The organism is Sporichthya brevicatena (assembly GCF_039525035.1).
GTDB classification, from domain to species: Bacteria; Actinomycetota; Actinomycetes; order Sporichthyales; family Sporichthyaceae; genus Sporichthya; species Sporichthya brevicatena.
Window position 1 is genome coordinate 35,020 of the sequence record NZ_BAAAHE010000026.1, and the last position, 26,378, is coordinate 61,397.

The window sequence follows — 26,378 nt, forward strand, 5'->3', positions numbered from 1 at the left end:
GATAAGAGGGCTCCGGGCCTCCCGCACCGCACGCGGCGGGGCGACACGCCCGCACGGGTAGTCTCGCGGCGTCAGATCCGCTGGGGAGGTCGCTTGTTCGTCACGGGGTTCCCGTCCGCGATGTTCGCGACCAACTGTTTCGTCCTGGCTCCGGCGCCGGGGGAGCAGTGCGTCGTCGTGGATCCCGGGATCGACGTGGTCCCGCAGCTGGACGCCGTCCTGGCGGAGCACAAGCTCCAGCCGGTGGCCGTCCTGCTCACGCACGGGCACCTCGACCACACGTTCTCCGTGCAGCCCGTCTGCGGCGCGCGAGGGATTCCGGCCTGGATCCACCCCGACGACGAGGAACTGCTGCACGACCCGGGCAAGGCCCTGTCGATGTCGCTCGACCAGCTGTTCGGCGGGCGACGGACCTACACCGAGCCCGACGACGTGAAGCTGCTGACGGACGGGGGGACGCTCGAGCTGGCGGGGCTGACGTTCACCGTGGACCACGCACCCGGCCACACCCGGGGGTCCGTGATGTTCCGGCTGCCGCCCGACCCCGACGCGGGGCAGTGGGCGGTCCCCGAGCAGGTGTTGCTCTCCGGCGACGTCCTGTTCCAGGGCTCGATCGGGCGGACCGACCTGCCCGGCGGCAGCTACGAGCAGATGCTCGACAGTCTGGCCCGCAAGATCCTGCCGCTCGACGACGGCACGATCGTCCTGCCCGGTCACGGCGGGGCGACGACCATCGGCAACGAGCGTGCCACCAACCCGTACCTGGCCGAGGCAGCTCCGCTGGCCGGCCCCAACCGTGGGATGTAGCCCGATGATCCGCACGCACACCGGGGGCTCGCTGCGCGCGAGCGACGCCGGCACCACCGTCACGCTGGCCGGCTGGGTCGCGCACCGACGGGACCACGGCGGGGTCGCCTTCCTCGACCTGCGGGACGCCTCGGGCGTCGTCCAGGTCGTCGTCCGGGACGAGTCGGTCGCGCACGGGCTGCGCAACGAGTACTGCCTCAAAATCACCGGCGAGGTCTCCCTGCGGCCGGAGGGCAACGCGAACCCGAACCTCGCGACCGGCGAGATCGAGGTCATCGCGAGCGAGGTGGTCGTCCTCTCCGAGGCGGCGCCGCTGCCGTTCCCGATCGACGACCACGGCGTGGGCAACATCAGCGAGGAGGCGCGGCTCAAGTACCGCTACCTCGACCTGCGCCGCACGACGATGGCCGAGAACATGCGGCTGCGGTCGAAGGTCAACCACATCATCCGGTCGGTGATGGAGTCCGAGGGCTTCCTCGACGTCGAGACCCCGTACCTGACCCGGTCCACGCCGGAGGGTGCGCGCGACTTCCTCGTGCCGGTGCGTCTGCAGCCGGGTACCTGGTACGCGCTGCCCCAGTCGCCGCAGCTGTTCAAGCAGCTGCTGATGGTGGCCGGCCTGGAGCGGTACTACCAGATCGCGCGCTGCTTCCGGGACGAGGACTTCCGCGCCGACCGCCAGCCGGAGTTCACCCAGCTGGACGTCGAGATGTCGTTCTGCACGCAGGCCGACGTCCGCGCCGTCACCGAGAAGGTGCTCCGCGCGGTGTGGTCGGAGCTCGTGGGTTACGAGATCCCGGCCGAGATCCCGCAGATGACCTGGCACGAGGCCGAGCGCCGATTCGGGTCGGACAAGCCCGACCTGCGCTTCGGGTGCGAGCTGGTCGACCTGACCGAGTACTTCCAGGGCACCGAGTTCCGGGTGTTCCAGGCCGAGCACGTCGGTGCGGTCGTCATGCCCGGCGGTGCCGCGCAGACCCGACGCGAGCTCGACAACTGGCAGGACTGGGCCAAGGCCCGAGGGGCCAAGGGCCTCGCGTACGTGACGGTGGGTCAGGACGGGACGCTCGGCGGTGTCGCGAAGAACCTGTCCGACGCCGAGCGCGACGGTCTCGTCGCGGCCGTGGGCGCCAACCCGGGCGACTGCATCTTCCTCGGCGCCGGCGAGCGCACCGCGACGCTGGCGCTGCTGGGCGCGGCCCGCCTCGAGATCGGCCGCCGCTGCGACCTGATCGACACCTCCCGCTGGGAGTTCGTCTGGATCGTCGACGCGCCGATGTTCGAGAAGACCACCGCCGGTGGGTGGAGCCCCGTGCACCACCCGTTCACCTCGCCGACGCCCGAGTACGTCGACACCTTCGACACCGACCCCGAGCACGCGCTCTCGGACGCCTACGACATCGTCCTGAACGGCACCGAGCTCGGCGGCGGGTCGATCCGTATCCACCGCAGCGACGTCCAGTCGCGGGTCTTCGAGTTCATCGGGCTGACGAAGGACCAGGCGGAGGACCAGTTCGGGTTCCTCCTGGAGGCCTTCCAGTTCGGTCCGCCGCCGCACGGCGGTATCGCGCTCGGCCTCGACCGCATGTGCGCCCTGCTCACCGGCGCCGAGTCGATCCGCGACGTCATCGCGTTCCCGAAGACCGCCTCGGGTGGCGACCCCCTCACCGGGGCCCCGTCGCCGATCACGCCGGCCCAGCGCAAGGACGCCGGCATCGACGCGCCGCCGCCGGCCTGACGGTCGCTCGGCTGCGCGGCGGGCGGGTCAGGCCCGCCGGCTCCGCCTGAGCTCGGCCGGGTCCGGACAGCACTTCAGGGTCCGGGCCGGGGTGATCAACTGCTGCGGGTCGTCGGCGGCGTCGGGCAGGTCGACGTCGACGACGCTGCGCCACTTCGTGGCGAGCGTGTTGTGACAGTCGAAGGTGGCCTGGACCCGGGTGCCGCTGCGGACGAGGCCGGCGGTGTCCTCGATGTCGTACCAGTCGCCGTCATGCCGGGCCTGGAGCCGGACCTTCACCTTCGCCTGCGGGACCGGGCAGGTCCCCGGGCGCCAGGTCCCGCGGGCGACCGCGACCGACCCGGGCGCGCCGGTCAGCCGAACCGGGTCGCCGACCTGCTGGAAGCGGCAGGTCACCCTCGCCTCGGCCCAGTCCGAGACGGGCCGGGTGGGATCCGCCGCCGGGGCCGGCTCGGACCGGGCGCGCGCCGAGACCGTTCCCGCGCCGAGGCCGCCGACGATGCCCACGACGAGGGCAACGGCGGCGGCCGCGACGGGAACGCGGCCCGGCCGGATGGACCCGCTCACGCCCGCCGCATACCCGGGCCCGCGCGCGGCGATACCGGGCGTCACCCGAGCGGCCTAACGCCCGGCGCGAACTAAGGTCGGCGGCGTGAGCGAACCGGAGACCCTGTTCGAGTCCGCGGGGCGGGCGCACCGGCCCGCGCCGTTGGCGGCCCGGATGCGGCCGCGGACGCTCGACGACGTCGTCGGTCAGGACCACCTGCTGGCCCCGGGGGCTCCGCTGCGGCGTCTCGTCGACGGTGCGGGGAGGTCGGGACCGGCGGCGCCGTCGTCCGTGCTGCTCTGGGGCCCGCCCGGGACGGGGAAGACGACGCTGGCCCGCATCATCTCCGCGGCGACCGGCCGCAAGTTCGTGGAACTCTCCGCGGTCACGGCCGGGGTGAAGGACGTCCGGGACGCCCTGGCCGCCGCGAAGAAGGACCTCTCGGTCGGGGGCCCGGAGACCGTCCTGTTCCTCGACGAGGTGCACCGGTTCTCGAAGGCGCAGCAGGACTCGCTGCTGCACGGGGTGGAGGACCGGACCGTCACCCTGGTCGCCGCGACGACCGAGAACCCGCACTTCTCGGTGATCTCGCCGCTGCTCTCGCGATCGCTGCTGCTGACGCTGCGGCCGCTCACCGATGCCGACGTCGGCGTGTTGATCGACCGGGCGCTGACCGCCGCGCACGGCCTGGCCGGCGCGGTGACGCTGGCGCCGGCGGCGCGGGAGCACCTGCTCCGGATCGCCGGCGGCGACGCCCGCCGCGCGCTGACGGCGCTGGAGGCCGCCGCCGGGGCCGCCCTGGACCTGGAGCAGACGGAGGTCTCGCTCGAGCTCGTCGAGCACGCGGTCGCCCAGGCCGCGGCGCGCTACGACCGGGACGGGGACCAGCACTACGACGTCATCAGCGCGTTCATCAAGTCACTGCGGGGGAGCGACGTCGACGCCGCGCTGCACTACCTGGCGCGCATGGTGGAGGCCGGCGAGGACCCCCGGTTCATCGCCCGCCGGCTGGTGATTCTCGCGAGCGAGGACATCGGCATGGCCGATCCGACCGCGCTGCCGACGGCGGTGGCGGCGGCCCAGGCGGTGCAGCTGATCGGGATGCCGGAGGCTCAGCTGAACCTGGCGCACGCCACCGTCCACCTGGCCCTGGCGCCGAAGTCCAACGCGGTCACGACCGCTCTGGGCGCCGCGGTGGCCGACCTGCGGGCCGGGGTCGCGGGCCCGGTCCCGAGCCATCTGCGGGACTCGCACTACCCCGGCGCGAAGGGCATGGGCCACGGCAAGGGCTACAAGTACTCGCACGACTACCCCCACGGCGTCGTCGAGCAGCAGTACGCCCCCGACGCCGTCCACGGGAAGGACTACTACGCGCCGACCGACAACGGCGCCGAGCGTGGCCTGTCCGACCGGCTGTCGCGGTTGCGCGCCATCCTCCGGGGCGATGCGGGCTGACCCGGGGTGGGCGCCCGGGGCACCCCCGGCGGGGTCCGGAAGCTCCCGATAAGGTCGCCGTCGAACCAGAGGAAGGCGGACCCAGGTGTCAGCTGGAGAGCTCGCGGGCCTGATCGTGGCCGTGGCGTGGGCGGTCCTCGTCCTGTTCCTGTCGTACGTGCTCCTCAAGCTCGGTGGGGCGCTCAAGGAGCTCACGCGGGTCGTCGGCGAGGTCGGGGACTCGACCGTCCCGGTGCTCACCGAGGTGACGGCGACGGTCGCGACGACGAACGTGACGCTGGCGTCGGTGGAGCAAATCACCGACAACGTCTCCTCGATCACGCGGAACGCGAAGGCCCTGACGGCGATCGCCACGGTCGGGATGGGGAACCCGCTGATCAAGGCGGTGTCGTTCACCTACGGCGTGCGCCGGGCGATGGGGACCAAGAAGCAGCGCGAGGTCCAGAAGCGGGTCCGGGACGAGATGCGCCGTGAGGCGCACCGCAAGCGCCGCGGGAAGCGGCGCTCGGCGAAGGCCGCCGGCAAGGCACGACGGACGGCGTCGAAGTGAAGCGCCTGTTCTGGACCGGCCTGGGCGTCGCGGCCGGGGTGATGGTGACGCGGAAGGCCTCGCGCGCCCTGGAGCAGCTGACGCCGGCGGGGATCTCGGACCGTCTGGCGGAGAGCATCACCGACCTGGGGGACGCGATCCGGCAGTTCGGGATGGACGTCCGCGAGGCGATGTGGGACCGCGAGGACGAGATCCGCGACGCCTTCGGGCTGAACGACGACCTGGAGCCCGAGCCGGGCTCGCGAGCTACCGCGCGCTGATCCTCGACCGGGAGTTACTGCGTCGAGGGTCGGCGCGTCGCCCACGTACCCTCGATCCGGCGCCCTCGAACGACGCAGACACGCTCACAGGAACTGGCTCCCATGGACTCCGCTGACATCCGCAACCGCTTCTTGAAGTTCTTCGAGAAGAACGGGCACACCATCGTCCCGTCGGCCTCGCTGATCGCCGACGACCCGACGCTGCTGCTGGTGCCGGCCGGCATGGTGCCGTTCAAGCCGTACTTCCTGGGCGAGCAGACGCCGCCGTGGAAGCGGGCGACGAGCGTGCAGAAGTGCGTCCGGACCCCGGACATCGACGAGGTCGGCAAGACGACCCGGCACGCGACGTTCTTCCAGATGGCGGGCAATTTCTCGTTCGGCGACTACTTCAAGGCCGGCGCGATCCCACTGGCGTGGGAACTGCTGACGTCCTCGGTCGCCGACGGCGGGTACGGCTTCGACGGGGACCGCCTCTGGGTGACGGTCTATCAGGACGACGACGAGGCCATCGACATCTGGCACAAGAGCGTCGGGGTCCCGCTCGAGCGCATCCAGCGCCGCGGCCTGGCCGACAACTACTGGCACATGGGCGTCCCCGGCCCGGGTGGCCCGTGCTCGGAGATCTACTTCGACCGCGGCCCGGAGTACGGCAAGGAGGGCGGGCCCGTCGCGGACGAGGACCGCTACCTCGAGGTCTGGAACCTCGTCTTCATGCAGTCCGAGCTGTCCGAGGTCCGCACGAAGGTCGACTTCGACATCCACGGCGACCTGCCGGCGAAGAACATCGACACCGGCATGGGCTGCGAGCGGATGGCCGCGATCCTGCAGGGCGTCGAGAACATCTACGAGATCGACACGACGCGGAAGATCCTCGACCGCGCCACCGAACTCACCGGCGTCAAGTACGGCCAGGACGAGCGCAAGGACGTCTCGCTGCGCGTCATCGCGGACCACTCGCGGACCGCGGCGATGCTCATCGGTGACGGCGTCACCCCGGGCAACGAGGGCCGCGGCTACGTGCTGCGCCGGATCATGCGCCGCGTCACGCGGAACATGCGGATCCTCGGCGGGCCCGAGACCAACATGCGCGAGCTGATCGACGCGACGATCGCGGCGATGGCGCCGCAGTACCCCGAGCTGCTGACCGAGGCGAGCCGCATCCACGCGGTTGCGGAGGCCGAGGAGGCGGCGTTCCTGCGGACGCTGCGCGCGGGGACGACGATCCTCGACACCGCGGTCGCCGAGACGAAGAAGGCCGGATCGACCAAGCTCTCCGGCGAGCAGGCGTTCACACTGCACGACACCTACGGCTTCCCGATCGACCTGACGCTGGAGATGGCGGCGGAGCAGGGCATCGAGGTCGACCGCGAGGCGTTCACGCGTCTGATGGCCGAGCAGCGCGCCCGCGGCAAGGCGGACGCGAAGGCCAAGAAGACCGGCCACGTCGACGTCTCGGTCTACCGGGACGCGCTGGCGGCGGCCGGCTCGCCGGTCGACTTCCTCGGTTACACGGAGGTCGTCTCCGAGGCGAGCGTCCTCGGCCTGATCGCCGGCGGCACCCCGGTGCCGGCCGCGAGCGAGGGCGACGAGGTCGAGGTCGTCCTCAACCGCACCCCGTTCTACGCCGAGGGCGGTGGCCAGCTCGCCGACCAGGGCGTGATTGTGACCGCCAACGGTGCGCGCATCGCGGTGCACGACGTGCAGTCGCCGCTCACCGGCCTGATCGTGCACCGGGCCCGCGTGATTGCGGGTCAGGTGACGGTCGGTGAGAGCGTCCGTGCCGAGGTCGACGTGGCGCGCCGTGGCGCGATCTCCCGCTCCCACACCGCGACGCACCTGGTCCACAAGGGTCTGCGCGAGGCGCTGGGGGAGACCGCGGCGCAGGCGGGTTCCGAGAACTCCGCCGGCCGGTTCCGCTTCGACTTCTCCTCGCCGACCGCGGTGCCCTCGTCCGTCCTCGCCGACGTCGAGGACCGCGTGAACCAGGTCCTGATCGAGGACCACCCGGTCGTCGCGGAGCTGATGAGCCAGGAGGAGGCGAAGCGCTCCGGCGCCATCGCCATGTTCGGCGAGAAGTACGGCGACACCGTCCGCGTCGTCTCGGTCGGCGACTACTCCCGCGAGCTCTGCGGTGGTACCCACGTCGCGCGCTCGGGCCAGCTCGGCCTGATCAAACTGCTCGGCGAGTCCTCGATCGGCGCCGGCGTGCGCCGCGTCGAGGCGCTGGTCGGCACCGACGCCTACCGGTTCCTCGCCCGCGAGCACGTGCTGGTCTCGCAGCTGGCGGACACGTTCAAGGCCCGGCCCGAGGAACTGCCCGACCGGATCGCCGGCGTGCTCGCCCGCCTTAAGGAAGTCGAGAAGGAGCTCGAGGGCGTCCGCGCCGGGGCCGTGCTGGCCGCGGCCGGGGAGCTCGCGGCGAACCCGACCGACGTCAACGGCGTCGCCTACGTCGGCACCCGCCTGCCCGACGAGACCAAGGCCGACGACCTGCGCAAGCTCGTCCTCGACGTCCGCGGCCGCATCGGCGAGTCCCGTCCGTCGGTCGTGGTCGCCGTCGCGGCCGCGAACGGCCGGCCGGCGCTGGTGATCGCCACCAACGAGGCCGGCCGGGCCCGCGGGCTCAAGGCCGGCGCGCTGGTCAAGGTCGCCGCCGGGGTCCTCGGCGGCGGCGGTGGCGGCAAGGACGACGTCGCCCAGGGCGGTGGCCAGGACGCCTCGAAGATCGACGACGCCCTCGCCGCGGTCGCCAAGGCCGTCGCCGACACCGCGGGATGACGTCCCGCACGGGCGCCTGTCGGCCCGCCGGAGGGCTGACACGCCCCTCGGCGGGACGTCATCCCGGGGAGGGGTGAAGGTGCGGACCGGAGTTCGGCTCGCGGTCGACCTGGGGTCGGTCCGGATCGGGGTGGCGGCGTCGGACCCGTCCGGGCTGCTGGCGTTCCCGGTGGAGACCGTCCGCCGGGGGGCCGGGGACGTCGAGCGGCTCGCCGCGCTCGCGGTGGAGCACGACGTGCTGGAGGTCCTCCTCGGGCTGCCCCGGGGGCTGTCCGGGCGCGAGGGGGAGGCGGCCCGGATCGTGCGGGAGTTCGCCGAGCGACTGGCGACGGCCCTGCCCTGCCCGCTGCGGCTGGTCGACGAGCGGTTGAGCACGGTGGCGGCCGGGTCGCAGATGCGCGCCGCCGGGGTGAACAGCCGGAAGGGCCGCTCCGCGATCGACCAGGCGGCCGCCGTGGTGTTCCTGCAGGCGGCCCTGGACTCCGAACGGGCGACGGGCGGCGCGCCGGGAGAGCCGGTTGTCCCCTCCGGTCTGGGATAATGCTGAACCAGTGAGTGACACCAGCCCGCCCCCGTACCCCCCTGCCGACGAGCCGGTCCCGGGGCCCGCGCGCCGACCCCGGAAGGCGCACCGCCGCACCCGCCGCAAGGCGCTGATCGCGGTGGTGATCTCGCTGGTCGTGCTCGGGTCGATCGGCATCGGCGCGACGGTCGGCATCAACCGGATCTACGAACGCCTCACCGAGGGCACGGCCGACTTCTCCGGCCCGCCCGGGGCGGAGAAGGTCGTCCAGGTCACGCAGGGCTCCAGCATCCGCGCGATCGGCCGGATGCTCGAGGAGGCCGGCGTGGTCCGCACCGAGGGCTCCTTCGTCGCCGCGGCGCGCAAGGACTCCCGGGCCGCGTCCCTGCAGCCCGGCTTCTACCGGCTGAACCTGAACATGCCGGCCCGCGAGGCGCTGGCGAAGATGCTCGATCCCACCTCCCGCATCCTGGCGCGGATCGCGATCCCCGAGGGCCGCAGTGCCGCCCAGGCGGTCGCCAAGCTGAGCAAGGAGTCCGGCATCCCCCAGGAGGACTTCGAGAAGGTCCTCGCCAACCCGAAGGGGCTGGGCCTGCCCGGGTGGGCGCGGAACAAGGTCGAGGGCTTCCTGTTCCCGGCGACCTACGACGTCGAGCCGAACGCGACGGCCGAGTCGATCCTCAAGCAGATGGTGACGCGCTTCAACGTGGCCGCGACGGCCACCGACCTGGTCGCCCGCTCGGCGATCGTCGGGAGGACGCCGCTCGAGGTGCTCACGATCGCGAGCCTGATCGAGAAGGAGGCGAAGCTCGCCGACGACCAGCCCAAGGTCGCGCGGGTGATCTACAACCGCCTCGAGAAGAACATGCGCCTGCAGCTCGACTCCACCGTCCACTACGCCGTCGGCGGGGCCGAGGTCGTCACGACGACGGCGGAGCAGCGCGCGGTCGACTCCCCGTACAACACCTACCGCTACGAAGGGCTCCCGCCGGGTCCGATCGCCTCGCCGGGCGAGGCGGCCATCGAGGCGGCGCTCAGCCCCGCCGAGGGGCCGTGGATCTACTTCGTCGCGGTGAACCCCGACACCGGGGAGACCAAGTACGGCGTCACGGCCGCCGACCACGCCCGGAACGTCGAGGAGTTCCGCGCCTGGCTCCGGGCGAACCCCGGCCGGTGACCGTGCTGTCCCGCCCTCCCGCTCCGGTTCGCCGCGCGGCCGTACTCGGCTCGCCGATCCGCCACTCGCTCTCGCCCGTGCTGCACGCCGCCGCGTACGGCGTCCTCGGCCTGGACTGGACCTACGACGCCCACGAGGTCGCCGAGGACGGCCTGGGCGAGTTCCTGGCCCGGCTGGGCGGACCGGAGCTCCCGGGGGCCTGGGCGGGCCTGTCGTTGACGATGCCGCTCAAGCGCGCCGCGATCCCGCTGTGCACCGAGCTCGACGAGGTCGCCCGGGTGACCACCGCGGCCAACACGCTGACCTTCCCGGCGCCCGGCGAGGTGCACGGCGCGAACACCGACGTCCCCGGGATGCGCAACGCGCTCGCCGCGGCGGGCGTCGGAGGAGTCGAGCGCGCGGCCGTCCTCGGCGGGGGAGCGACGGCCGCGGCCGCGGTCGCCGCGCTCGGGTCGCTGTGCCGCGGCACCGTCGAGGTGTACGTCCGGACCCCGGACCGCGCCGCCGAACTGCGCCCCGTGGCGGACCACTACGGCCTGCGGCTGGAGGTCCGCGCCTGGGACGACGCCGCGCACGCCCTCGCCGCCCCGCTCGTCGTCGCGACGACCCCCAAGGGCGCCGCGGACGCGCTCGGGTCGAAACTGCCGGAGACCCCCGGGGTCCTGTTCGACGTCCTCTACGACCCGTGGCCGACGCCGCTGGCCGCCGCCTGGTCCTCGGCCGGCGGCCGGGTCCTCGGCGGCCTGGACCTGCTCGTCCACCAGGCCCTGCTCCAGGTGGAACTGATGACGGGTCAGAGCGTCGACCGGGCCGCGGTCGTCCGTGCGATGACCGCGGCCGGCGAGGCGGCCCTCAGCGCCCGCTGATCAGCCGTCGGACAGGTCGAAGTTCCCGGTCTGCCACTGGTCCCAGTCCACGTTCCAGTCCTGGTAGCGGTTCCACAGCTCGCGGAACTTGCGCGGGGAGCCGGTGGTGACGACCGGGTCGCCCATGATCGTGTTGTTGAACATCCAGCGCATGTCCGACAGGCGCATCCCGACGCAGCCGTGGCTGGTGTTCGCGGACCCGATCCGGCCGTTCCAGGTGGCGTCGTGGATGAACTCGCCGGAGTTCGTCATCCGCATCGCGTAGGAGGAGTAGAGCGTGTAGCTCTCCGGCGCGTCGATCGCGGTGTTGGTCCACTTCTTGTTGGTGACCTTCTCCATGATCACCTTGATGCCGTTGCGGGTCTCCCAGCCCGGCTTGCCGGTCGAGACCGAGAAGGTCTTGATCACCTTGCCGTTGCGGACGACCTGCAGGCGGTGCTTGCGGACGTCGACCTTGATGATCTGCTCGCGGCCGACCGTGAAGCTGTTCTCGCGGCGGCTGACGCCCCAGCGCCCGTCACCGAGGTCCATGCCGACGAGGCTCTCGGAGACCTTGACCTCCACGCCTGAGGGCCAGAACTCCTTGGGCCGCCAGTGGACCTCGCGGGAGTCGATCCAGTACCAGCCGCCCTCGACGGGCTCGGAGGTCTCGACCTTGAACGCCGCGAGCGCGGCCTCGCGGTTGATCACCGGCTGGTTGAAGGCGATGACGATCGGCTGCGCGACGCCGACGGTGCTGCCGTCGGGCGGGCTGATCAGCGTGCTGCCGACGGCGTTCTTGCCGGTGACCTCGAGCGTGGAGAACTTGCTGGTCTGGCTGACCGCGGCGCCCCGCTCGCTCGTCGCGCGGACGATGACCGTGTACTTCTCGCTCGGCGCGAGGCGACGGTCGGCGACCCAGGCGGTGCGGTCGTCGCTGAAGGCGCCCGTGATGACGGTGCCCTCGGAGTCGAAGACCTGCACGTCGTCGAGGCGCCCGTAGGTGCCGGTGACGGTCACGATGCTGTCCGGCTTGACGTCGGTGGCGCCGTAGGCCGGGAAGACCGTGATACCCATGGTCCGCTGCGCGGCCACCGGGGCGAGTTTGTCCTCCTTGCCCCCGCAGGCCGTGAGTGCCAGCAGCGCGGCGCCCAGCAGTGCCGTCCGTCGCGAGATCTCATTCATGGTGCGGTCCGTCCTCGACCCTCGTAGCGCCCTGTTCCGCGGCCCCCGTTGCCGCGTACAAAAGACGCCGACCCCCGATGTGCGGTTGACGGGTCGGCAGAACCTGACAGTCCTCACAGTTCAACCGGGCACCGCCGGAGCGGAGCCGGTCCGAATCGTCAGCAATTGTCGGGTTCTCTGACCCAGTATCCGCACGAGCCTCCTTGATCACTATCTCTGGCGAACCTGTGAATACGGAAGAGGCGCGAGTTACGGATGGGACTAAATTGAACGGTCCTGACTCGAGATTTGCCACCACACCGTGACGTCCCGTTTCCGGTGGGACACCGCAGCGGCCGGAGCGGTGGCGCTCGCGCTCATCTTCTGGGGGCATCTCGGCAACTCGGCGGCGTTGCCTGCGCACCTGTTCCTGGCGGCCGTGGGGGCGCCCCTGGTCGTCATCGATCTCGCCGAGCACCGGCTCCCGAACTGGCTGACGCTGCCCGCCTACCCCGTCGCGGGTGCCCTGCTGGGGCTGGCCTCGATCGCGGAGGACGACTCCGCCGCCGCCTGGCGCGCGCTCGCCGGGATGGCGATCCTCATCGCGTTCTACGACCTCGTCGTCCGGATCAACCCCGCCGGCATGGGCTACGGCGACGTGAAGTTCGCCGGCGTCCTGGGCCTGTACCTGGGCTGGGCGGGGTGGGACGCCCTCGTCGTCGGGACGCTGGCGGCCTTCAGCACCGGCGCGCTGGCCGGCCTCGTGCTGCTCGCCACGCGGCGGGCCCGGCTCTCCTCGTCGATCGCGTTCGGGCCGTTCATGCTGGTCGGGGCGGTGATCGGCATCGTCGCGGGCGGGGACCTGGCGGACTGGTACGTGGAGTGACGCCCGGACCGGCACGTGGACGGGGCGCCGACGGCGCCGTGGGAGAATTCGGCCCATGTTGCGCTGGTTGACCGCCGGGGAGTCCCACGGCCCCGCCCTCGTCGCGATTCTCGAGGGGCTGCCCGCCGGCGTGCGCACCTCCACCAAGGAGGTGGCCGCGGAACTCGCGCGCCGCCGGCTCGGGTACGGACGCGGCGCGCGCATGAAGTTCGAGGCCGACGAGGTGGAGTTCCTCGGCGGGCTGCGGCACGGCAGCACGCTGGGCGGCCCCGTCGCGATCCGCGTCGGCAACACCGAGTGGCCGAAGTGGGAGCGCGTCATGGCCGCGGACCCGCTGGGCGCCGACGAGCTCGACGCGCTCGGGACCTCGGGCCGGAACGCGCCCCTGACCCGGCCGCGCCCCGGTCACGCGGACCTGGCCGGCATGCAGAAGTACGGCTTCGACGACGCGCGCCCGGTCCTGGAGCGCGCGAGCGCCCGGGAGACCGCGGCCCGGGTCGCGCTCGGCACCGTCGCGAAGGCCTTCCTCGCCCAGACCGTCGAGGCCGTGGTGATCAGCCACGTGGTGCGGATCGGCACCGCCGCGGCGCCGGACGGCGTGATCCCGGGCCCCGACGACTCCGAGCGCGTCGACAACGACCCCGTGCGCTGTCTCGACCCCGAGGCCTCGGCCGCGATGGTGGCCGAGATCGACGCCGCGAAGACCGACGGCGACACGCTCGGCGGGATCGTCGAGGTCGTCGTCCACGGCCTGCCGCCGGGCCTGGGCTCGCACGTGCACGGTGACCGGCGCCTCGACGCGCGGCTGGCCGGGGCGCTGATGGGCATTCAGGCGATCAAGGGCGTCGAGGTCGGCGACGGCTTCGCCCTGGCCGCCACCCGCGGTTCGGCCGCCCACGACGAGATCGAGACCGGTCCCGACGGCGTCCGTCGCCGCACCGGCCGCGCCGGCGGCACCGAGGGCGGCATGAGCACCGGCGAGGCGTTGCGCGTCCGCGCGGCGATGAAGCCGATCTCGACCGTGCCGCGCGCCCTTGACACCGTCGACGTCCGGTCGCTCGAACCGGCCACCGCGATCGCCCAGCGCTCGGACGCCTGTGCGGTCCCCGCCGCCGGTGTCGTCGCCGAGGCGATGGTCGCGCTCGTCCTCGCCGACGCGGTGCTGGAGAAGTTCGGTGGAGACTCCGTCGCCGAGACCGCCCGCAACGTCGCTGCGTACCGGGACGAGCTGGCTCGGCGCGGGCTCGCGTGAGCGGGGTCCGTCCCCGCGTCGTCCTGGTCGGACCACCGGGCGCGGGGAAGTCCACCGTGGGGCGGCTCGTGGCCGAGCGCCTCGCCCTGCCGTTGCGGGACACCGACGCGGACGTCGAGGCCACGGCCGGCAAGCCGATCAGCGAGATCTTCGTCGACGACGGTGAGGCCGCGTTCCGCGCGCTCGAGCGCGCGGCCGTGGCCACCGCGCTGACCACCCACGACGGTGTGCTGGCTCTCGGGGGCGGCGCGATCCTCGCCGAGGACACGCGGGCGCGGCTGGGGGAGTACGCCGACGCCGGCGGGGCAGTCGTCTTCCTCGACGTCGGGCTCGCCTCGGCGACCCGTCGCGTCGGCTTCAACCGCGACCGGCCGTTGCTGCTGGGCAACCCCCGCGCCCAGCTGATGCAGCTGATGGACGCCCGCCGCTCCTTCTACCTCGAGGTGGCCACCGTGACCGTTCCCGCCGACGGCGCCGCGGACGACGTCGCCGACGCCGTGCTCGCTGAACTGACGGCTCGTCAGTCCGGACCGACGAGCGGACCGGAGGCGGGCGCGTGAGCGGCGGTGCGCACGCGGCCGCGGCCCGCATCACCGTGGGCGGCCCGGCTCCCTACGACGTCCTCGTCGGCCACGCGGTCACCCGCGAGCTCGCCGACCTGCTCGGGCCGGGCGTGGCCCAGGTCGGGGTGATCGCGTCGCAGTCGTTGAACGACTTCGGCGCCGGGGTCGCGGAGAAGTTGACCGAGGCGGGTTACGCGGTGCGCCTCATGGAGGTCCCCGACGGCGAGGAGGCCAAGACGGCCGGTGTCGCCGCCGCCTGTTGGGAGGCCCTCGGCGAGGCCAACTTCACCCGCTCCGACGCGATCGTCTCCGTCGGCGGGGGAGCGACCACCGACCTGGCGGGCTTCGTCGCCGCGACCTGGCTGCGCGGGGTGAAGGTCGTCCACGTCCCCACGACGCTGCTCGCGATGGTCGACGCCGCCGTCGGGGGCAAGACCGGCATCAACACCGCGGCGGGGAAGAACCTGGTCGGCAGCTTCCATCCGCCGGCGGGTGTCCTCTGCGGCCTCGCCGCGCTCGACACCCTGCCGGGGCCGGAGTGGATCTCCGGCATGGCCGAGGTCGTGAAGGCCGGCTTCATCGCCGACCCGACGATCCTCGACCTCGTCGAGTCCGATCCGGCCGGCGCTGCCGTGGCGTCGGGCCCGCACACGCGCGAGCTCATCACCCGCGCGATCCAGGTGAAGGCCGACGTGGTCGCGGTCGACCTGAAGGAGACCGGTGCCGGCGGTTCGATCGGCCGGGAGATGCTGAACTACGGCCACACCCTCGGCCACGCGATCGAGAAGGTCGAGGACTACCACTGGCGCCACGGCGAGGCCATCGCGGTCGGCATGGTCTTCGTGGCGGAGCTCGCCCACGTCCAGGGCCGGATCTCCGCCGACCTCGTCGCGCGACACCGCTCGGTGTTCTCCGCACTCGGCCTGCCGACGCAGTACCGCGCCGACCGCTGGGACGTGCTGCAGGCCGCGATGCGCGTCGACAAGAAGGCCCGCGGCGACCGGCTGCGGTTCGTCGTGCTCGACGACCTCGGCGTCCCCGTCATCGCGGAGTCCCCGACGCCGGAGGAGCTGACCGAGGCGTTCCGGCGGGTGTCGGCGTGAGCGCGGTCTGGGTCCTGAACGGGCCGAACCTGGGCCGGCTGGGTTCGCGCGAGCCCGACGTGTACGGGTCGATGGACCACGCCGGCCTGGTGACGGCCTGTCAGGAGACGGGCAAGGAGCTCGGCCTCTCGGTGGAGGTCCGCCAGACCGACGACGAGGCCGAGCTGGTCCGCTGGCTCCACGAGGCCGCCGACGCCGCGATCCCGGTGATCCTCAACCCGGCCGCGTTCACCCACTACTCGTACGCGGTCCGCGACGCCTGCGCCCAGCTGCGCGCCCCGCTGATCGAGGTGCACATCTCCAACCCGGCGACCCGCGAGGCGTTCCGCCACACCTCCGTCGTCGCCGGCGTCGCCACCGGCACGATCGCCGGCTTCGGCATCGACTCCTACCGCCTCGCCCTCCGGGCCCTCGCGAGCCGCTGACCCGGGTCACGATTCGGCCGACTGGGCCGATCGCCGGATCGGGCGGGGGAGATCGGCCTACGCTGGCAGACATGCCGGAGATCCACGAGGCTCGCCGGGAACGGTTGCGGGAGTCGATCCGGGCGGCGGACATCGACGCGGCGCTGATCACGAACCTGGTCAACGTCCGGTACCTGACGGGGTTCACCGGGTCGAACGCGGCGTTGCTGCTCACCGCCGACGCGCGGACGTCCGGGGTCCTCCTCGCGACCGACGGTCGCTACGTCAACCAGGCCGGGGCGCAGGCGCCGGACGTCGAGCTCGTCGTGGAGCGGGCGTGCGCGGTCGCGCTGGCGAACCGCGCCGACAAGCTGCGCGTGCGCCGGCTCGGGTTCGAGTCCCACCACGTGACCGTGGACCTGCACGGCCAGCTGGGCGGCCAGGCCGAGCTGGTCTCGCTCGGGCCGGTCGTCGAGGAACTCCGCACCGTCAAGGACGAGATCGAGATCTCCGCGCTGCGTGAGGCCGCCGCGATCGCGGACGCGGCGCTGGCCGAGATCCTCGAAGGCCTGGTGATGGGACGGACCGAGCGGCACGTCGCCCGCGAGCTGGAACGGCGCATGCTCGACAAGGGCGCCGAGGCGCCGGCGTTCGAGACGATCGTCGCGGCGGGGGAGAACTCCGCCGTCCCGCACCACCGGCCCACCGACCGGCGCATCGCCTACGGCGACCTGCTCAAGATCGACTTCGGCGCCCGTGTCGCCGGGTACCACTCGGACATGACCCGGACCTTCGTGGTCGGTTCCGAGCCTGCGTCCTGGCAGGTCGAGCTCTACGACCTCGTGTTCGCCGCTCAGCGGGCCGGCCGGGAGGCGCTGACACCCGGCGTCGAGATCGCCGCGGTGGACGCGGCGGCACGCTCGGTGATCGAGGCGGCCGGTTCCGGACCGCATTTCCCGCACGGACTCGGGCACGGCGTGGGCCTGCAGATCCACGAGGCACCGCTGATCGCCGCCACGGCCACCGGTAGACTTCGTGCGCTCACGCCGGTCACGATCGAACCCGGGGTCTACCTGGACGGGGTCGGCGGGATCCGCATCGAGGACACCCTCGTCGTCCGGGACGCCGCTGACGGCGGCCCTGAGCTACTGACCGTGACGACCAAAGAGCTGCTGGTCCTGGACTGACTGCGGCGCTCGACCAAGGAAGAACCGGGGAGATTCCGCCGTGGCGACCACGAACGACCTGAAGAACGGCCTGGTCCTCAACATCGAGGGCCAGCTGTGGACCGTCGTCGAGTTCCAGCACGTCAAGCCCGGCAAGGGCCCGGCCTTCGTGCGGACCAAGCTGAAGAACGTCCTGTCCGGCAAGACCGTCGACAAGACCTTCAACGCCGGCATCAAGGTCGAGACAGCGAACGTCGACAAGCGCGACATGCAGTACCTGTACAAGGACGGCGAGGACTTCGTGTTCATGGACACGCAGACCTACGACCAGATCCACGTGCCGGCCGCGACCGTCGGTGACGCCGCGAACTTCATGCTGGAGAACCAGGTCGCCGTCGTCGCGACCCACGAGGGCGCGCCGCTCTACGTCGAGCTCCCCGCCGCGGTCGAGCTCGTCATCTCCTACACCGAGCCCGGCATGCAGGGCGACCGTTCCACCGGCGGCACCAAGCCGGCGACGCTGGAGACCGGCGCCTCGATCCAGGTCCCGCTGTTCATCACCACCGGCGAGAAGGTCAAGGTGGACACGCGTAGCGGCGAGTACCTGGGCCGCATCAACAACTGAGCCGTTCTTGAGCGCCAGAAGCAAAGCCCGTAAACGCGCGGTCGACATCCTCTTCGAGGCCGAGCTCCGCGGTCGCGGCGTCCTGGAGACGCTGACCGAACGCGTCACCGTCGGCGACCCGCCGGTGGCGGAGTACACGCGGACACTCGTCGAGGGCGTCACCGAGCACCGCGCCCGCATCGACGAACTGCTCGCCACCTACTCGGTCGGCTGGCCGCTCGAGCGCATGCCGGCGGTGGACCGGAACGTCCTGCGTGTCGGGGTCTACGAACTGCTCTTCGCCCCCGACGTCCCGGACGCGGTCGCGGTCAGCGAGGCCGTCGAGCTCGCCCGCGACCTCTCGACCGACGAGTCACCCGGCTTCGTCAACGGCCTCCTCGGCCGCATCCTCGACCTCAAGCCGACCCTCGCCCTCTGACCTGCCAGGCCCACGTCAAAAAAGGGTGACACCCCTTACTGCGCAGTAAGGGGTGTCACCCTTTGTTGACAGAGAGGCGCGGCCTCAGACGTCGAGGGCGCCGCGGGCGTCGGAGCCGAGGACGCCCCAGTTGATGAGCTCCTCGGTCAGGCTCGACGGCGGCTGGTCGTAGATGACGGCGAGGGTCCGCAGGTCGTCCTGGCGGATCGAGAGGACCTTGCCGTTGTAGTCGCCGCGCTGGGACTGGATCGTCGCGGCGTAGCGCATCAGCGGGCCGGCCTTCTCGGTCGGGACCTGCTGGAGGCGCTCCAGGTCGATGACCAGGCGCGGCGGGGGCTCGGCCGCGCCGCTGGGGGCGCCGCCGGGCAGCAGTTCGGCGACGGGGACGCCGTAGAAGCTGGCGAGCTCGGCGAGCTTCTGGACGGTCACGGCACGGTCGCCGCGCTCGTACGAGCCGACCACGACCGCCTTCCAGCGGCCCTTGGACTTCTCCTCGACCCCGTGCAGGGACAGACCCTGCTGGGTGCGGATCGCGCGCAACCGCGCACCCAGGGCCTTCGCGTACTCGGTGGGCACGGGCTACTCCTGACCGGGACGGACGGTCACCCCGGTCGTCACGGGGCGTACCGGGCGTCTGCTGAGAGAACTACGCAGTGTAACGTTACGCAGAGTGAGAATGTGAGTCAATATCCATCACCCGATCGTGGGCTTGCTCGAGAGCGCGTGGCCGCCCACGGCGCACGTCGGTCTCACTGCTAATGTCGGCAGCGTCCAGGCGTCCTTTAACACCCGTCCCGAGAGGCGGGTAAGGAGGTCCGAGATCGGCGTATGAACACGTCCGAAAACTCGTCAGATGTCCCCGCAAGTCTCCCCGGCGAATCCACCGCGCCCGGTCGCCCCGTGCTGGAGGCCTCCGACGTCCGCCGCGCGCTGACGCGCATCGCGCACGAGATCGTCGAGCGCAACAAGGGTGCGCGGGACCTGGTCCTGCTCGGCATCCCGACGCGCGGCGTCCACCTCGCGCAGCGGCTCGCCGCGCGCATCGGTGAGGTCGAGGGCGTCACGCCGCCCGCCGGCTCGCTCGACGTCACGATGTACCGGGACGACCTCGCGCTGCGCCCCGCCCGGGGTCTGGGCCGCACCGACATCCCGGGCGACATCGGGGACCGGGTCGTGGTCCTGGTCGACGACGTCCTGATGTCCGGTCGCACGATCAGCTCCGCCCTCGACGCCATCAAGGACCTCGGCCGGCCCCGCGCGGTACAGCTCGCGGTCCTCGTCGACCGCGGTCACCGCGAGCTGCCGATCCGCGCCGACTTCGTCGGCAAGAACCTGCCGACCTCGCTGTCCGAGACCGTCGCGGTCCGTCTCGCCGAGCTCGACGGGCTCGACGTCGTGCTGCTGGGTTCGAAGGAACCGAAGCCGGCGAGTGCGAAGAAGGGGGACCGCGCATGAAGCGTCACCTGCTCTCGGCGGCGGACCTGTCCCGCGACGAGGCGCTGCTCATCCTCGACACCGCGGAGGAGCTCGCCCGGCTCGCCGACCGCCCCATCAAGAAGCTGCCGACGCTGCGCGGTCGCACCGTGGTCAACCTCTTCTACGAGGACTCCACGCGCACCCGGACCTCGTTCGAGGCCGCGGCCAAGCGCCTCTCGGCGGACGTCATCAACTTCTCCGCGAAGGGGTCCTCGGTCTCCAAGGGCGAGAGCCTGAAGGACACCGCGCTGACGCTCGAAGCCATGGGCACCGACGCGGTCGTCGTCCGCCACTCGGCCTCGGGCGCGCCCCACCGGCTCGCGACCTCGGGCTGGATCCGCGGGTCGGTCGTCAATGCCGGTGACGGCACGCACGAGCACCCCACGCAGGCGCTGCTCGACGCGTTCACGATGCGCCGCCGGCTCGGTTCCTTCGACGGCCGCCGGGTCACAATCGTCGGCGACATCCTGCACAGCCGTGTGGCCCGCTCGAACGTGCGGCTGCTGCACACCCTGGGCGCGCAGGTGACGCTGGTCGCCCCGCCGACGCTGCTGCCGGTCGGGGTGCAGACCTGGCCGTGCGCGGTCTCCTACGACCTCGACGCCGAGGTGGCGAAGAGCGACGTGGTGATGATGCTGCGCGTCCAGCACGAGCGGATGAATGCGGCGTTCTTCCCGAGCGCGCGCGAGTACAGCCGCCGCTACGGCCTCGACGGCCGCCGCTTCGCGGCGATGCCCGAGCACGCCATCGTCATGCACCCCGGCCCGATGAACCGCGGCATGGAGATCACCGCCGAGGTCGCCGACTCCCCGCGCTCGACGATCGTCGAGCAGGTGACCAACGGCGTCAGCGTCCGGATGGCGGTGCTCTACCTGCTGCTCTCGGGTAGCGAGTCAGCAATCGGTTCGATCGAAGGAGAGTCGGCGTGAGTTCGTTCCTGCTGCGGGGGGTTCGGCCCCTCGGCGGCGACCCGGTCGACCTGCTGCTCTCCGACGGGCGAATCGCCGACGTGGGAGTGGTCGGCTCCGTCGCCGGCGCCCACACGGTCGACGCCGACGGGCTGATCGCCCTGCCGGGTCTGGTCGACCTGCACACGCACCTGCGCGAGCCCGGCCGCGAGGACGCCGAGACCGTCGAGACCGGCACCCAGGCCGCGGCGCTCGGGGGCTTCACCGCGGTGCACGCGATGGCGAACACCTCGCCGGTCGCCGACACCGCCGGCGTCGTCGAGCAGGTCTGGCGGCTCGGCCAGCAGTACGGCCATGCGGACGTGCGCCCGGTCGGCGCCGTCACCGTCGGGATCGCGGGGGAGCAGCTCGCGGAACTCGGCGCGATGGCCGACTGCCCCGCCGGCGTGCGGGTTTTCTCCGACGACGGTCACTGCGTCTCCGACGCGGTCCTGATGCGCCGGGCGCTGGAGTACGTGAAGGCCTTCGACGGCGTCATCGCCCAGCACGCGCAGGAGCCCCGGCTCACCGAGGGTGCGCAGATGAACGAGGGCGAGATGTCCGCGATGCTCGGCCTCGGCGGTTGGCCCGCGGTGGCCGAGGAGGCGATCATCGCCCGCGACTGCCTGCTGGCCGCGCACGTCGGCTCGCGGTTGCACGTCTGCCATGTCTCGACGGCCGGCTCGGTCGAGCTGATCCGCTGGGCGAAGAGCAAGGGCTGGGACGTCACCGCCGAGGTGACGCCGCATCACCTGCTCCTGACCGACGACCTGGTCAGCAGCTACGACCCGATCTACAAGGTGAACCCGCCGCTGCGCACCGCCGCCGACGTGGAGGCGCTGCGCGCCGGTCTGGCCGACGGCACCATCGACGCCGTCGCGACCGACCACGCCCCGCACCCGGACGAGGCCAAGGACTGTGAGTGGGCCGCCGCCGCGATGGGCATGCTCGGTCTGCAGACCGCGCTGTCGGTCGTGCAGCAGGTCATGGTCGACACCGGCCTGATGTCCTGGGCCGACGTCGCGGACCGCATGTCCACCCGTCCGGCCCGCATCGGCCGGGTCGACGGCCACGGCCGCGGCCTGGAGGTCGGTGCCCCGGCGAACGTCACCCTCGTCGACCCGAGCACCACCTGGACGGTCGACCCGCACGCCCTCGCATCCAAGAGTTCCAACACGCCCTACCGGAGGATGACCCTGCCCGGATCCGTGTACGCGACGTTCCTGCGTGGCAACGCCACCGTGCTCGACGGGAAGCTGGCGTGAGCCGCCGGCGCGGTCCCGCGCTGCTCGTCCTGGAGGACGGCCGCACCTTCCGCGGTGAGGCCTACGGCCACGTCGGGGAGACCTTCGGCGAGGCCGTGTTCTCCACCGGCATGACGGGGTATCAGGAGACCCTGACCGACCCGAGCTACCACAAGCAGGTCGTCGTCATGACGGCCCCGCACATCGGAAACACCGGGGTGAACGACGAGGACCCGGAGTCCCGGAAGATCTGGGTCGCCGGCTACGTCGTCCGCGACCCCGCCCGGATCCCGAGCAACTGGCGCTCCCGCAAGCCGCTGGAGGACCAGCTCGACGAGGACGGCGTCGTCGGCATCTCGGGCATCGACACCCGTGCGCTGACCCGGCACCTGCGCGACTCCGGCGCCATGCGCGTCGGCGTCTCCAGCGTCGAGACCGACCCGGAGGCGCTGCGCGCCCGCGTCCTGGCCAGCCCGAGCATGCTCGGCGCCGACCTGGCGAAGGAGGTCTCGACCCCGGAGCCCTACGTGGTCCCGGCCATCGGCGAGAAGAAGTTCACGGTCGTCGCCGTCGACCTCGGCATCAAGTCGATGACGCCGCACCGCATGGCGCAGCGCGGCATCGAGGTGCACGTGGTCCCCGCCACCAGCACCGCGGCCGAGGTGCTCGCCCGCGACCCCGACGGCGTCTTCCTCTCGAACGGCCCGGGCGACCCCGGGGTCGCCGACTACGCCGTCGAGATCGCGCAGGGCGTGCTCGTCGAGCGGGTGCCGCTGTTCGGCATCTGCTTCGGCAACCAGATCCTCGGCCGGGCCCTCGGATTCGGCACGTACAAGCTGCGCTTCGGCCACCGCGGCATCAACCAGCCGGTGATGGACCGCACCACCGGCAAGGTCGAGATCACCGCGCACAACCACGGCTTCGCCGTGGACGCGCCGCGCGACGGGATCGCCGACACCCCCTACGGCCGCGCCGAGGTGAGCCACGTCTGCCTCAACGACGACGTCGTCGAGGGCGTGCGCTGCCTGGACACGCCGGCCTTCTCCGTCCAGTACCACCCGGAGGCGGCGGCCGGCCCGCACGACGCCGGCTACCTGTTCGACCGGTTCACCGAGCTGATGAGCACCAGGAGCGTTCATGCCACGTCGTGAGGACATTCAGTCGGTCCTCGTCATCGGCTCGGGACCGATCGTCATCGGCCAGGCGGCCGAGTTCGACTACTCGGGGACCCAGGCCTGCCGGGTGCTCAAGGCCGAGGGTCTGCGCGTCGCGCTGATCAACTCGAACCCGGCGACGATCATGACCGACCCCGGGATCGCCGACGCGACCTACGTCGAGCCGATCACGCCGGAGATGGTCCGGAAGGTGATCGAGCGGGAGCGTCCGCAGGCGCTGCTCGCGACGCTCGGCGGCCAGACCGCGCTCAACGCTGCGATGGCGCTGCACGCGGACGGGACGCTGGAGGAGTTCGGCGTCGAGCTGATCGGCGCGAACGTCGACGCGATCGAGGCCGGCGAGAACCGGGAGAAGTTCAAGCAGATCGTCGACGACATCGGCGCGGAGTCCGCGCGGTCCGCGATCTGTCACTCGATGGACGACTGCCTCAAGGCCGTCGAGGACCTCGGCTACCCGGTCGTGGTGCGGCCGAGCTTCACCATGGGCGGCGCCGGCTCCGGCATGGCGTACGACGAGGCCGACCTGTACCGCATCGCCGGCTCGGGTCTGCAGGCCTCGCCGACCACCGAGGTCCTCCTCGAGGAGTCGATCCTCGGCTGGAAGGAGTACGAGCTCGAGCTGATGCGCGACCGCAACGACAACGTCGTGGTCATCTGCTCGATCGAGAACCTCGACCCGATGGGCGTCCACACCGGTGACTCGATCACCGTGGCTCCCGCGTTGACCCTGACGGACCGTGAGTACCAGCGGATGCGGGACGTCGCGATCGCCGTCATCCGCGCGGTGGGCGTCGACACCGGCGGCTGCAACATCCAGTTCGCGGTGAACCCGAACGACGGTCGCCTGATCGTCATCGAGATGAATCCGCGCGTCTCGCGCTCGTCGGCGCTGGCGTCGAAGGCGACGGGCTTCCCGATCGCGAAGATCGCCGCCCGTCTCGCGATCGGCTACACGCTCGACGAGATCCGCAACGACATCACCCAGGTCACGCCGGCGAGCTTCGAACCCACGCTCGACTACGTCGTGGTCAAGGTGCCGCGCTTCGCGTTCGAGAAGTTCCCGCAGGCCGACGCGCGGCTGACGACGCACATGAAGAGCGTCGGCGAGGCGATGGCGATCGGGCGCAACTTCACCGAGGCGCTGCAGAAGGCGCTGCGGTCGCTGGAGAAGCGCGACGCGACGCTGTCCTGGGCCGGCGAACCCGGCGACAAGGACGAGTTGCTGGCGCGGATCACCGTCCCGTACGACGGGCGGCTGCGTGACGTCGTCGCGGCCATGCGCGCCGGCGCGACGCCCGCGGAGCTCTTCGAGGTCACGAAGATCGACCCGTGGTTCCTCGACCAGCTCCTGCTGCTGCACGAGGTCGCGACCGACGTGGCCGCGGCCGAGCAGCTCGACCCCGAGCTGCTGCGCCGGGCGAAGCGGCACGGTTTCTCCGACGGGCAGATCGCGGAGATCCGCCGCATCCCCGAACCGGTCGTCCGCGGCGTCCGCCACGCGCTCGGTATCCGGCCGGTCTACAAGACCGTCGACACCTGCGCCGGAGAGTTCGAGGCCCACACGCCGTACCACTACTCGTCCTACGACACCGAGACCGAGGTGCGGCCGGGGTCGAAGCCGAAGGTGGTCATCCTCGGTTCCGGGCCGAACCGCATCGGCCAGGGCATCGAGTTCGACTACTCGTGCGTCCACGCGTCGTTCGCGCTGCGCGACGCGGGCTACGAGACCGTGATGATCAACTGCAACCCCGAGACGGTCTCGACCGACTACGACACCTCGGACCGGCTCTACTTCGAGCCCTTGACGCTCGAGGACGTCCTCGAGGTGGTGCACGCCGAGCAGGCGACCGGTGAGGTCGTCGGCGTCGTCGTGCAGCTCGGCGGACAGACCCCGCTCGGTCTGGCCCGTGCGCTCAAGGAGGAGGGCGTCCCGATCGTCGGGACCTCGCCGGAGGCGATCCACCTCGCCGAGGACCGCGGCGCCTTCGGTCGTGTCCTCGCGCAGGAGGGCCTGACCGCCCCGAAGCACGGCACCGCCTTCTCCTTCGAGGAGTCCAAGGCGATCGCGGACGAGGTCGGCTACCCGGTCCTCGTGCGGCCGTCCTACGTGCTCGGCGGCCGCGGCATGGAGATCGTCTACAGCGAGGAGATGCTGGCCGACTACATCTCCCGCGCCACCGAGATCTCTGCGGACCGCCCGGTCCTGGTCGACCGCTTCCTCGACGACGCGGTCGAGATTGACGTCGACGCGCTCTACGACGGCAACGAGCTCTACCTCGGTGGCGTCATGGAGCACATCGAGGAGGCCGGCATCCACTCCGGCGACTCGGCCTGCGTGCTCCCGCCGATCACGCTCGGCAACACCGACATCGAGCGGATCCGCGAGGCCACCGAGTCGATCGCCCGCGGGGTCGGCGTGCGGGGTCTGCTCAACGTCCAGTACGCGATCGCCGCGGACGTGCTCTACGTCCTCGAGGCGAATCCGCGGGCCTCGCGCACCGTGCCGTTCGTGTCGAAGGCGACGGCCGTGCCGCTCGCCAAGGCCGCGGCGCGCGTCATGCTCGGGGCGACGATCGCCGAACTGCGCGCCGAGGGGATCCTCCCGCCGACCGGCGACTGCGCCGACCTGCCCTACGACGCCCCCGTCGCGGTGAAGGAGGCGGTGATGCCGTTCAACCGGTTCCGCACCGCCGACGGCACGCACGTCGACACGATTCTCGGCCCGGAGATGCGTTCCACCGGCGAGGTCATGGGCATCGACACCACGTTCGGGACGGCCTTCGCGAAGTCGCAGGCCGGCGCCTACGGCGCGCTCCCGACCAAGGGTGCGGCGTTCGTCTCGGTCGCGAACCGGGACAAGCGCTCGATGATCTTCCCGGTCAAGCGGCTCCACGACCTCGGTTTCGAGATCCTCGCGACCGCCGGCACCGCGGACGTCCTGCGGCGCAACGGCGTCCCGGCGACGGTCGTGCGCAAGGGCCACCACGGGCCGGGGCCGGCGACCGCGCAGTGGCCCGAGGGCGAGCCGACGATCGTGACGCGCATTTCGAACGGCGAGGTCGCCCTCATCGTGAACACGCCCTTCGGCGTCGGGTCGCGTGTCGACGGCTGGGACATCCGCACCGCCGCCGTCGGCTCGAACACGCTGTGCGTGACGACCGTGCCGGGTCTGGCGGCCGCGGTGCAGGGGATCGAGTCACTGCTGCGCGGCGACATCGGCGTCTGTCCGCTGCAGGAGTACGCCGACCGGTTGTGGGAGTCGCGCCGGTGAGGGA

25 protein-coding genes are annotated in these 26,378 nt (G+C 71.8%); 22 read left to right on the top strand and 3 right to left on the bottom strand.

The features are described from left to right. Positions 1-93 precede the first annotated feature (93 nt). Both ABD401_RS15780 and aspS read left to right on the top strand, forming a co-directional pair. On the top strand, positions 94-807 hold the full coding sequence (locus ABD401_RS15780; protein WP_344606407.1) for an MBL fold metallo-hydrolase: 714 nt from the start codon (positions 94-96) through the stop codon (positions 805-807). A gap of 4 nt (positions 808-811) precedes the next feature. After that, positions 812-2,545 carry an aspartate--tRNA ligase gene (gene aspS / locus ABD401_RS15785; protein ID WP_344606409.1) on the top strand — a complete coding sequence of 578 codons (1,734 nt, stop codon included), beginning with the start codon at positions 812-814 and terminating at the stop codon, positions 2,543-2,545. 27 nt (positions 2,546-2,572) lie between these two features. Here the strand turns inward: aspS and ABD401_RS15790 are convergent, their stop codons facing one another. Beyond that, positions 2,573-3,112 carry a hypothetical protein gene (locus ABD401_RS15790; protein ID WP_344606411.1) on the bottom strand — a complete coding sequence of 180 codons (540 nt, stop codon included), beginning with the start codon at positions 3,110-3,112 and terminating at the stop codon, positions 2,573-2,575. Between the two features lie 85 nt (positions 3,113-3,197). Between ABD401_RS15790 and ABD401_RS15795 the strand changes: the two genes are divergently transcribed. The 7 genes from ABD401_RS15795 to ABD401_RS15825 all read left to right on the top strand — a co-directional run bounded on the left by ABD401_RS15795 (position 3,198) and on the right by ABD401_RS15825 (position 10,701). Continuing rightward, positions 3,198-4,547, top strand: a complete 1,350-nt coding sequence (locus tag ABD401_RS15795; protein ID WP_344606413.1) for a replication-associated recombination protein A — start codon at positions 3,198-3,200, stop codon at positions 4,545-4,547. 85 nt (positions 4,548-4,632) lie between these two features. Further along, entirely contained in the window at positions 4,633-5,097 is a 465-nt protein-coding gene (locus ABD401_RS15800; protein ID WP_344606415.1) for a DUF948 domain-containing protein, read from the top strand. Continuing rightward, the gene (locus tag ABD401_RS15805; RefSeq protein ID WP_344606417.1) at positions 5,094-5,357 is read left to right on the top strand and encodes a hypothetical protein; all 264 of its coding nucleotides are present in this window, start codon (positions 5,094-5,096) and stop codon (positions 5,355-5,357) included. The genes ABD401_RS15800 and ABD401_RS15805 overlap by 4 nt, the downstream gene beginning before the upstream one ends. Before the next feature lie 102 nt (positions 5,358-5,459). Then, the gene (gene alaS / locus ABD401_RS15810; RefSeq protein WP_344606419.1) at positions 5,460-8,135 is read left to right on the top strand and encodes an alanine--tRNA ligase; all 2,676 of its coding nucleotides are present in this window, start codon (positions 5,460-5,462) and stop codon (positions 8,133-8,135) included. 79 nt (positions 8,136-8,214) lie between these two features. Next, complete coding sequence (gene ruvX / locus ABD401_RS15815; protein WP_344606421.1) at positions 8,215-8,676, top strand: Holliday junction resolvase RuvX; 462 nt, start codon at positions 8,215-8,217, stop codon at positions 8,674-8,676. A gap of 10 nt (positions 8,677-8,686) precedes the next feature. Next, positions 8,687-9,835, top strand: a complete 1,149-nt coding sequence (gene mltG / locus ABD401_RS15820; protein WP_344606423.1) for an endolytic transglycosylase MltG — start codon at positions 8,687-8,689, stop codon at positions 9,833-9,835. Continuing rightward, a complete protein-coding gene (locus ABD401_RS15825; protein ID WP_344606425.1) occupies positions 9,832-10,701 on the top strand; it encodes a shikimate dehydrogenase in 870 nt (289 codons plus the stop codon). The genes mltG and ABD401_RS15825 overlap by 4 nt, the downstream gene beginning before the upstream one ends. Here the strand turns inward: ABD401_RS15825 and ABD401_RS15830 are convergent, their stop codons facing one another. Then, positions 10,702-11,865, bottom strand: a complete 1,164-nt coding sequence (locus ABD401_RS15830; protein ID WP_344606427.1) for a L,D-transpeptidase — start codon at positions 11,863-11,865, stop codon at positions 10,702-10,704. A gap of 301 nt (positions 11,866-12,166) precedes the next feature. On the opposite strand from ABD401_RS15830, the gene ABD401_RS15835 reads away from it, so the two are divergent. The 8 genes from ABD401_RS15835 (at position 12,167) to nusB (ending at position 18,261) form a co-directional block, all read left to right on the top strand. Beyond that, positions 12,167-12,730, top strand: a complete 564-nt coding sequence (locus ABD401_RS15835; RefSeq protein WP_344606429.1) for a prepilin peptidase — start codon at positions 12,167-12,169, stop codon at positions 12,728-12,730. 55 nt (positions 12,731-12,785) lie between these two features. Further along, positions 12,786-13,982, top strand: a complete 1,197-nt coding sequence (gene aroC, locus ABD401_RS15840; protein ID WP_344606431.1) for a chorismate synthase — start codon at positions 12,786-12,788, stop codon at positions 13,980-13,982. Further along, entirely contained in the window at positions 13,979-14,542 is a 564-nt protein-coding gene (locus ABD401_RS15845; protein ID WP_344606433.1) for a shikimate kinase, read from the top strand. Before aroC ends, ABD401_RS15845 begins: the two co-directional genes overlap by 4 nt. Beyond that, positions 14,539-15,648 (top strand): 3-dehydroquinate synthase, encoded by a 1,110-nt coding sequence (gene aroB / locus ABD401_RS15850; RefSeq protein WP_344606435.1) that lies wholly within the window; start codon positions 14,539-14,541, stop codon positions 15,646-15,648. The genes ABD401_RS15845 and aroB overlap by 4 nt, the downstream gene beginning before the upstream one ends. Continuing rightward, a complete protein-coding gene (gene aroQ / locus ABD401_RS15855; protein WP_344606437.1) occupies positions 15,645-16,073 on the top strand; it encodes a type II 3-dehydroquinate dehydratase in 429 nt (142 codons plus the stop codon). Before aroB ends, aroQ begins: the two co-directional genes overlap by 4 nt. Positions 16,074-16,144: 71 nt before the next feature. Beyond that, positions 16,145-17,239 (top strand): M24 family metallopeptidase, encoded by a 1,095-nt coding sequence (locus tag ABD401_RS15860; RefSeq protein WP_344606439.1) that lies wholly within the window; start codon positions 16,145-16,147, stop codon positions 17,237-17,239. 40 nt (positions 17,240-17,279) lie between these two features. Further along, on the top strand, positions 17,280-17,843 hold the full coding sequence (gene efp, locus ABD401_RS15865; protein WP_344606441.1) for an elongation factor P: 564 nt from the start codon (positions 17,280-17,282) through the stop codon (positions 17,841-17,843). Positions 17,844-17,850: 7 nt separating this feature from the next. After that, the gene (gene nusB / locus ABD401_RS15870; RefSeq protein ID WP_019876961.1) at positions 17,851-18,261 is read left to right on the top strand and encodes a transcription antitermination factor NusB; all 411 of its coding nucleotides are present in this window, start codon (positions 17,851-17,853) and stop codon (positions 18,259-18,261) included. An 84-nt stretch (positions 18,262-18,345) separates the two neighbouring features. On the opposite strand, the gene bldD is transcribed toward nusB, so the two are convergent. Beyond that, complete coding sequence (gene bldD, locus ABD401_RS15875; protein ID WP_019876963.1) at positions 18,346-18,837, bottom strand: transcriptional regulator BldD; 492 nt, start codon at positions 18,835-18,837, stop codon at positions 18,346-18,348. A 252-nt stretch (positions 18,838-19,089) separates the two neighbouring features. Between bldD and pyrR the strand changes: the two genes are divergently transcribed. Genes pyrR through carB form a run of 5 tightly spaced genes read left to right on the top strand, consistent with a single transcriptional unit; the run spans position 19,090 to position 26,374 of the window. Continuing rightward, positions 19,090-19,716: a bifunctional pyr operon transcriptional regulator/uracil phosphoribosyltransferase PyrR gene (gene pyrR / locus ABD401_RS15880; RefSeq protein ID WP_344606445.1), complete on the top strand. Its 627-nt coding sequence runs from the start codon at positions 19,090-19,092 to the stop codon at positions 19,714-19,716. Beyond that, complete coding sequence (locus ABD401_RS15885; protein ID WP_344606447.1) at positions 19,713-20,666, top strand: aspartate carbamoyltransferase catalytic subunit; 954 nt, start codon at positions 19,713-19,715, stop codon at positions 20,664-20,666. The genes pyrR and ABD401_RS15885 overlap by 4 nt, the downstream gene beginning before the upstream one ends. Further along, on the top strand, positions 20,663-21,949 hold the full coding sequence (locus ABD401_RS15890; RefSeq protein ID WP_344606449.1) for a dihydroorotase: 1,287 nt from the start codon (positions 20,663-20,665) through the stop codon (positions 21,947-21,949). The genes ABD401_RS15885 and ABD401_RS15890 overlap by 4 nt, the downstream gene beginning before the upstream one ends. After that, a complete protein-coding gene (carA, locus tag ABD401_RS15895; RefSeq protein ID WP_344606451.1) occupies positions 21,946-23,079 on the top strand; it encodes a glutamine-hydrolyzing carbamoyl-phosphate synthase small subunit in 1,134 nt (377 codons plus the stop codon). Before ABD401_RS15890 ends, carA begins: the two co-directional genes overlap by 4 nt. Next, positions 23,066-26,374 (top strand): carbamoyl-phosphate synthase large subunit, encoded by a 3,309-nt coding sequence (gene carB, locus ABD401_RS15900; protein WP_344606453.1) that lies wholly within the window; start codon positions 23,066-23,068, stop codon positions 26,372-26,374. Before carA ends, carB begins: the two co-directional genes overlap by 14 nt. The last annotated feature ends 4 nt before the right edge of the window (positions 26,375-26,378 follow it).

Excerpts from the sequence above, each read along its gene's own strand:
- pyrR (WP_344606445.1), top strand. The coding sequence starts at position 19,090 with ATGAACACGTCCGAAAACTCGTCAGATGTCCCCGCAAGTCTCCCCGGC.
- ABD401_RS15830 (WP_344606427.1), bottom strand. The coding sequence starts at position 11,865 with ATGAATGAGATCTCGCGACGGACGGCACTGCTGGGCGCCGCGCTGCTG.
- alaS (WP_344606419.1), top strand. The coding sequence starts at position 5,460 with ATGGACTCCGCTGACATCCGCAACCGCTTCTTGAAGTTCTTCGAGAAG.
- ABD401_RS15860 (WP_344606439.1), top strand. The coding sequence starts at position 16,145 with ATGCCGGAGATCCACGAGGCTCGCCGGGAACGGTTGCGGGAGTCGATC.
- aroC (WP_344606431.1), top strand. The coding sequence starts at position 12,786 with ATGTTGCGCTGGTTGACCGCCGGGGAGTCCCACGGCCCCGCCCTCGTC.
- ABD401_RS15885 (WP_344606447.1), top strand. The coding sequence starts at position 19,713 with ATGAAGCGTCACCTGCTCTCGGCGGCGGACCTGTCCCGCGACGAGGCG.
- aspS (WP_344606409.1), top strand. The coding sequence starts at position 812 with ATGATCCGCACGCACACCGGGGGCTCGCTGCGCGCGAGCGACGCCGGC.
- carB (WP_344606453.1), top strand. The coding sequence starts at position 23,066 with ATGCCACGTCGTGAGGACATTCAGTCGGTCCTCGTCATCGGCTCGGGA.